This window comes from Shimia sp., from assembly GCF_022448905.1.
Taxonomy (GTDB): Bacteria; Pseudomonadota; Alphaproteobacteria; order Rhodobacterales; family Rhodobacteraceae; genus Shimia.
This window is the reverse complement of the sequence record NZ_JAKVCW010000002.1, coordinates 437,538-445,180: the sequence shown is the minus strand read 5'-3', so window position 1 is coordinate 445,180 and position 7,643 is coordinate 437,538. Positions and strand designations below refer to the sequence as shown.

Below are 7,643 nucleotides of genomic sequence, written 5' to 3'. Positions count from 1 at the left end.
ACAACGTGGACCTGATCGCACCCTGACGCCTGCAAAGCCAAGTCCAGCGTGTCAGACACTAAGCATCGCGCTAACCTTCGCCATACTCAAAAGTTGAACTAACCAATGCGTTTAGTTCAGTAAGAAAATTGTACTGTCTCGTTTGGGGAGGAGATTTTGCGGCAGCCGATGGTCGTTTGATTGACTGTTGAGTGTCCTCAAAGCAAACCTCAGTACGTTAGGGTCTTGAGCAGAAATGTTGAATTTGACCTGTCCAAGATTTGACATCCTATACCTTGAAACCAATTCAGTCTTCTTGGAACAAAACGGTGCTTAGCCGAACTGCAGCATCATGCAATATGTGTTTACGTTCCACTGCGTCCTTCAGGGACATCCGTTGTGCCGGGCCGTGATAGGCCAAAGCGGCAAAGAAACGACTGTTTGGATCGAAGACCGGAACCGCAATTGCAACCATACCGTCTAGGAACTCTTCCTGGTCAAGAGAGTACCCTTGTTTCCTGATGGCGGCGAGTTGAGTCAGGAGCTTTAGCGGATCGACAAGCGTGTGTTGGGTCATCGCTTTGAGGTTCAGTGAGGAGACCAAAGCTTCGCGCTTTTTGGGGGCGAGGCTCGCCAGGAATGCTTTGCCACTTGCAGTGCAATGAAAGGGAACGCTGGACCCGATTGGCAGTTGAATTCGGAACGGCCAATCTGTCTCCACGCGGTCCAGATAGTGCATCCCTGAGTTTCCTGGCACGGCGTAATTGACCGTTTCGCCAATTTGTCGTGCCACGTCGGTGAGGATTTGATGGCGCGCAACGTGGTCTCTTGAGTTGTGTAGTAGGCCTGATCCCAAGTCTCGCAGGCGACGGGCCACCTGATAGCTCTTCGATTTGCCGGGGCGTGTCAGAAATCCGTTTTCCTCAAGAGTCACGCATAGCCTGTGAACCGTTTGTTTTGGGAGCCCGAGCTGTTCGTTGATCTCCGTCGCTGTCAACGCATGATCGCTTTTTCCCAAAACCTCCAAAATCAGAAGTGTGCGCAAATTGGTTGGAATCCGATCAGTCGGCGACATGAAGCCCTCTTCAAAAAACAATAGTGCATTTTTCGCGAATCATTGTAGCGTCAATATTTATGAAAAACGAGATCAAAAGTCTCAATTTTTGAGTTTTGAGGTGAAATGGAGTTCGACTTTGTAATCGTTGGAGCTGGGTCTGCGGGCTGTGCGTTGGCAAACCGATTGTCGGCGGACGAACGATACTCTGTTGCTTTGATCGAAGCGGGACCTGCGGACAGAAATCCATGGATCCACATTCCGGTTGGATATTTCCGAACAATGGGCAATCCGAAGTCGGACTGGATGTATGTCACCGAGCCGGACGATGGGATTTCTGGCCGCGCCATTTCATGGCCCAGAGGCCGGGTTCTTGGTGGATCGAGTTCCATCAACGGGTTGCTTTACGTACGCGGTCAACCTCAGGATTATGACCACTGGGCGCAACAGGGGTGCTTCGGGTGGTCTTGGGAAGATGTGCTACCTCTGTTCAAACGGGCCGAAACTTGGCAGGGGGCAGATGAGAGCGGTGTGCGCGGGGCGGAAGGTCCGCTTTCGGTACAAGAGTCGCGATTGACCCGCACAGTGGTGGATGTGTGGCTCGATGCGGCTGAGGCGGCCGGGTACAAGCGTACGGCAGACTACAATGGTGAGGATCAAGAGGGGGTTGGATACTTCCAGCTGACCATGAAAGGCGGCCGTCGATGTTCTGCCGCCGTCGCGTATCTGAAACCGATCAAAGACCGCAAGAACCTTACCATTCTTACGAATGCGCAGGCAGAAAAGGTCCTGATTGAGCATCACAGGGCTATAGGCGTTCGTGTCAAACGCCATGGTGCTAGGGAAAACGTGCGGGCACGCAAAGAGGTGATCCTGAGCGCCGGCGCCATAGGGTCTCCTCAGATTTTGATGTTGTCTGGCGTCGGCGATCCTGAGGAATTGTCACCCCACGGCATAGAAGTGCGCGCCGCGCTGACGGGCGTTGGAAAAAACTTGCAGGACCATCTACAGGCGCGGCCTGTCTTCAAAACCAATCTCAGCACGATCAACACAGAAGCCAACAGCATCTTCAAGCAAGGCCTGATGGCGCTTCAATATGCGCTGACACAGCGTGGTCCCATGACGATGGCTGCCAGCCTTGGAGCGGGGTTTTTAAAGACTGAGGACCATCTTGAGACCCCGGACATACAGTTCCACATCCAACCCTGGAGTGCGGACAAACCTGCGGATGGCCCTCATAAGTTCTCCGCCTTCACAGCTTCGGTTCTTCAATTGCGCCCCGAAAGCGCGGGCCACCTTTCTTTGCGCTCTGCAAAAATGGAAGATCACCCCGAGATTCATCCAAACTACCTGGCCACGGACCTGGACTGTAAAACGATTGTGAAGGGCATTCAGATCGCGAGGAAAATCTCGCAAACGGCCCCGCTAAAATCTCACGTCTCAGAGGAGCACGCGCCAGGTCCTGGAGTGGCTCTAGATGATGAGCAAGCGACGCTTGATTGGGCTCGGCAAACATCGGTCACGATCTATCATCCCACAGGAACCTGTAAAATGGGCAACGATGATCGGGCCGTTGTTGACCCGCGTTTGCGTGTGAGGGGGATCGATGGGCTTCGAGTCGCCGATGCGTCGATCATGCCCCAGATCGTGAGTGGGAACACCAATGCGCCTTGCATAATGATTGGAGAGAAAGCCGCAGACCTTGTGCTGGAGGATGCAAAATGACGCCAGGCACAACAACCAGGTTGCCGCTTTCGCGTGCGGAACATGGGTCATCAGAATGACCCCAAAAACTCCGGGGCACCGCCTTCAGCCCTGAGACAAATCAAAAAGATACAGAGGGCTTTTCTCAAGGGAGGACTAAAAATGTTCAAACTTAAGCAGGTAGCAGCCAGTGCCGCTGCGCTGGCGCTCATGGCGTCAGCTGCAATGGCAGAAAAGGTGCTACGTATTCAATCAGTGCTGCCTAACACCGCTGACGAAGTCCATATGCTGAACGAATTTGGTAAGGACGTCGCGGCTTTGACAAATGGCTCGTTGACGATCGAAGTTTTGCCTGCGGGCGCGGTCGTTGGGCCGCGCGACATTATGGATGCTGTTGACGCGGGCCTCGTGGAAGGAGGTTTTGCTTGGACCCACTATTGGGGCGGCAAACACGTTGCAGCAAACCTGTTTGGCGCGCCGGTGGCGGGTGCAGGTGTTGGCTTGGACAACATCGCGTTTCTCAGTTGGTTCCAATACGGCGGCGGAAAAGAACTCTATGATCAGCTTTGGGTTGAAATGGGCGTGAACGTGAAAGGCTTCATGCTGCAGCCGGTAGGCCCAGAGGCTTTGGGTTGGTTCCCCAAACCCATCGAGTCTATGGATGATTTCCGGCAAATGCGGTTCCGTGCCCCTCCAGGGATGGTTGGCGCAGCCTACGCCGACATTGGTGTTCCCGCGGTTGCTATGGGCGGCGGAGACATCCTGCCAGCGCTGGAAAAGGGTACCATCGACGCAGCCGAATGGTGCTGCCCGAAACCTGACAGCGTGTTTGGTTTCCAGAAAGTCTTGAAGCATTACTACTTGCAGGGTCTGCACCAGGTTACTGTGAATGCCGACATGTATGTGAACCTCGACTTCTACAACAGCCTGAGTGACACCGAGAAGAAAGCGCTGGAAGTTGCCGCGAACGCCTCTCTGTCCAAATCGTTGTCGTACCGGATCTATGAGAACGGCAAGGCCCTGAAGGACTTGACCGAGAACCATGGTGTGATTTTGGAAGACACTCCGGCTGACTACTTCACCGAGTACATGGCTGCAGCCAAGAATGCGCTGCAAGCAGCTGCCGATGAAAATGAGTTCTTTGCTGAAGTGTGGCAATCCCAGAAAGACTTCGCAGACATTGCGGTTCCCTTCTGGGCTGGCGCTCAGACGTCAAACGCGGGGCTCGGTCGAGCCCATGCAGCAACGTTGAAGTAACTTAATAACGTGCGGGGCCACGCTGGCCCCGCGCTTCAGTTTTGATGAGGACAGGCGTCCTTTTCAAAACTGAAGACCCGAAAATTGGGCGCTGAACGGGACAAGGGAGACAACGGCATGGCTGCAGAGGAGGTGAACCCCGATGAGCTCGAAATTGCAGACGAACTGATTGCGGAAAGGCGTGCTGAAGCTCCCGGTGAAACGCCGGAAGACATGACGCCCTGGCAACGCCCAATCACCGCCGTTATTGACCGCATCAACTACCGCGCTGGCCAGATCATCGCCTTGATGATGGTGCCGTTGATCGCGGTTGTTGTGTACGAAGTTTTTATGCGGAATTCCTTTTCAATCCTGCAAAACGCGGGGTTTGAAGATCTGGCACGTTCATTGGGTCTAGGGCCGACGCTTTGGGTTTATGATACCAGCCGCATGATTGCGGGCATGCTTTTTATGGCTGCGGCAGGATATGGTTTGATGCGCGGCGTCCATATTCGCGCGGACTTCCTCTATCGAAACTGGACGGACAAGACCCAGGCGACAGTCGACGCGACGCTGTATCTGTTGTTCTTCATCCCGTCGATGATCTTCTTCACCATCGTTGCGTCTCAGTTTTGGTGGCTGGCCTTTTCAAAAGGCGAGACGATGCAGATCGACAGTGCCTGGGGACCGCTCTTATGGCCCGCACGGACAGCAATGCCGGTCGGGGCATTCTTGCTGCTCCTGCAAGGTATTCCGGAAATCTTTCGGGCCTTTCACAAAATGGGCAAAGACCGTGAGCGCTGGTTTGTTCGATTGTTGCCACTCTATTTGATCGGCCTGATCTGGCTTGTCCTCGCTGTGTTTTTGCCGGGCGCGGTGCCGGGCGGCGAGTGGTTTACGGATGTTATGAAGGCACGACCAGGACTCTCCAAACCCACAATCGGTTTGATCATGCTGGGCGCGATGCTGTTTGTGATCTTCATCGGGTTTCCGATCTCCTTCACCCTCATTTTCCTAGGATTTGTGTTTGGGATTTGGGGCTCGAATTTCAAGCTGACCACGCTGTTGCTCACCCTCAATACAAACTCGACCATGCTAAATGATCAGCTGATGGCGGTTCCGTTGTTTGTCCTGATGGGCATTGTCATGGAGGCCGCCGGGTTAATGGAGCGATTGTTCGCTTCGATCCAAATGATCATGGCACGGGTGCGAGGCGCACTTTTTATAGCTGTGCTGATCGTGTCTACGATTTTTGCAGCCGCAACGGGGATCGTCGGCGCCTCTGTTACCTTGCTTGGCATTATGGCCGGGGCGACAATGAGCCGCTCGGGTTACAACGTACAACTTGCGGCGGGGACGATCACTGCAGGGGGAACCCTCGGCATTCTCATTCCGCCATCAATCATGTTGATTGTGATGGGCCCGGTATTGGAAGTCTCCACGCTTGACCTGTTCCGCGGCGCATTCATTCCTGGCGCAATTTTGGCGTCACTGTATCTGGTCTACACTTTGGGTCGTTGCTGGTTGAACCCTGAGTTGGGGCCGGTTTTGCCAGAAGAAGATCAGCCGGATACGTCCAAGTTTTACGGCGCTGAAGTGGCGCTTATCTGTCTCGGCATCCTGACCGTCTGTCGCGTTTTCGGGCTGAGCTTGGGAGGTGCCTTTGGATCTGTCATGCCGTTTGGAGGCCTGATTGCGTTGGCCTTGGCTGTGGCCGTGGCATATGCGGCATACAGACGTCTCAATGTCTTGCGAATGGTTCTGCCAATCGCTGTGCTATTCCATTTCTACATGATCGTAGCCAACATGGGTGACGATGGCGGTTTGCCTATTTGGTCCACCATTTTTGCTGTGTTCACGCTTCTTTTGGCATTCCTTGCGAGGCCGATTTACAGCGCGGAGGCTGACGGTGGCTTCTATTTCTCGGAACTTTGGGATGAGTTTTTTGCAGGCTTGATGCCTCCGACGATATTGATTTCATTTGCGTTGGGCTCGATCCTATTGGGGTTGGCAACGCCTGCCGAAGCAGCGGCCATGGGTGCTTTCGGGGCCATTCTACTCTCGTTGGCGTATCGCAAGTTCACCATCCCGAGTTTCTTTGACAGCCTGGTCAAGGCCTTAGAGATCACTGTGTTGATCATGTTCCTCGTGGCAGCCTCAAATTTCTTTGGTGCGCAATTCAGTGCACTCGGAACACCAAAGATGATGACCGAGCTCCTTCTTGGTTTGGAAATGTCGCCTTATCTGATCCTTCTCCTTGTGATGGCTTTGATCTTCTTGTTGGGCTGGCCGTTGGAGTGGGTTCCCATCGTTTTGATCGTGGTCCCAATTTTGCTTCCCACCGTTCAGGCATTGGATGTCTACGGCTTGGAGCGCTACGATCTGATGGTCTGGTTCGGCATTCTGGTTGCCGTTAACCTTCAAACCGCTTGGTTGTCACCACCAGTCGCCCTTTCGGCCTACTTCCTAAAGGGCGTGGTGCCCAACTGGGACCTCAAGGACATCTACCTTGGCATGATGCAGTTCATGCTTGTCCAGCTCTTTGGCCTGATCCTTCTGTTCATCTTTCCGCAGCTGGTGCTTTGGCTGCCGGCCTTTATGTCAGGAAACTAACGAATGAGTACACCACGTAGTTCTTTGTCTTACTTGAAGTGGCCTTTGATCACGACCGTTATTGGTCTCGGACTCAGCGGATGGTTGGGCTGGGCGACAGAAGGGACTTGGGGGGGAGTCATTTCGTTTCTCCTAGTTGGGACTGTGCTTGCCGCCCTCGAAATCGCCTTGTCTTTTGACAACGCAATTGTGAATGCAAACAAGCTGGTGGAAATGACGCCAGTCTGGCAGCGTCGCTTCCTGACATGGGGCATTTTGATCGCCGTGTTTGGAATGCGGATCGTGTTTCCATTGGCGATTGTCGCGATTTTTGCCTGGATAAACCCGTTTGCGGCCATGCATCTCGCGCTGTCTGATCCAGACGAATACTCCAGAATTATCGGGCATGCGCATGGTCCAATTTCGGCCTTTGGCGGGACCTTCCTGATGATGGTGGCCCTCAAATTCTTTATCGACGAAGACAAGTCGGTTGATTGGGTGGTCGCTTTGGAAAAACGCCTGCGGCTTTGGGGATCGATCCGTGGTTTCGAGATTGCCTTCGTACTCCTCGTCGTGGTTGTGATTTCCCGCTCTTTGCCTGTTCAGGAATTGGCTCCGTTCCTTTCTGCAGCGGTTATGGGCTTGCTTGTTTTCACTCTGGTAGATGGCCTCGGTACCTATCTCGACAATATTGCTGGCAAAACGACTGAGATCGGCGCCAAGGGGGGACTGGGTGCGTTTCTATACCTTGAAGTGCTTGACGCGAGCTTCTCTTTCGATGGTGTGATTGGCGCCTTTGCGCTGACGACAAACATCCTGCTCATCGCAATTGGTCTGGGTATTGGCGCGATGTACGTGCGCTCGATGACAATTATGCTGGTCGAACGCGGCACCCTGGCAGAGTTCCGATATCTGGAGCACGGTGCGTTCTATTCGATCTTTGCGCTGTCCATCGTGATGTTTTTGCAATCGATCGTGCACGTGCATGAACTGATAACTGGCGGCATCGGCATTGCGCTTATCAGCTTGGCCTTCTTCGCTTCCATTCTTCACAACAAGCGCGAAGCTTGAGTTTCCT

General features: G+C 53.6%; 5 protein-coding genes. 4 read left to right on the top strand and 1 reads right to left on the bottom strand.

Features of this window, described 5'->3' with window-relative positions; genetic code table 11:
- Positions 1–286 precede the first annotated feature (286 nt).
- On the bottom strand, positions 287–1,054 hold the full coding sequence (locus MK208_RS03925; protein WP_294114086.1) for an IclR family transcriptional regulator: 768 nt from the start codon (positions 1,052–1,054) through the stop codon (positions 287–289).
- 105 nt (positions 1,055–1,159) lie between these two features.
- On the opposite strand from MK208_RS03925, the gene MK208_RS03920 reads away from it, so the two are divergent.
- From MK208_RS03920 to MK208_RS03905, 4 genes are all read left to right on the top strand, one after another.
- Positions 1,160–2,758, top strand: coding sequence for a GMC family oxidoreductase N-terminal domain-containing protein (locus MK208_RS03920; RefSeq protein ID WP_294114084.1), 1,599 nt, complete (start codon positions 1,160–1,162; stop codon positions 2,756–2,758).
- A gap of 141 nt (positions 2,759–2,899) precedes the next feature.
- Entirely contained in the window at positions 2,900–3,994 is a 1,095-nt protein-coding gene (locus MK208_RS03915) for a TRAP transporter substrate-binding protein (RefSeq protein WP_294114083.1), read from the top strand.
- A gap of 117 nt (positions 3,995–4,111) precedes the next feature.
- Positions 4,112–6,586 (top strand): TRAP transporter large permease subunit, encoded by a 2,475-nt coding sequence (locus MK208_RS03910; protein ID WP_294114081.1) that lies wholly within the window; start codon positions 4,112–4,114, stop codon positions 6,584–6,586.
- 3 nt (positions 6,587–6,589) lie between these two features.
- A complete protein-coding gene (locus tag MK208_RS03905; protein ID WP_294114079.1) occupies positions 6,590–7,636 on the top strand; it encodes a DUF475 domain-containing protein in 1,047 nt (348 codons plus the stop codon).
- The last annotated feature ends 7 nt before the right edge of the window (positions 7,637–7,643 follow it).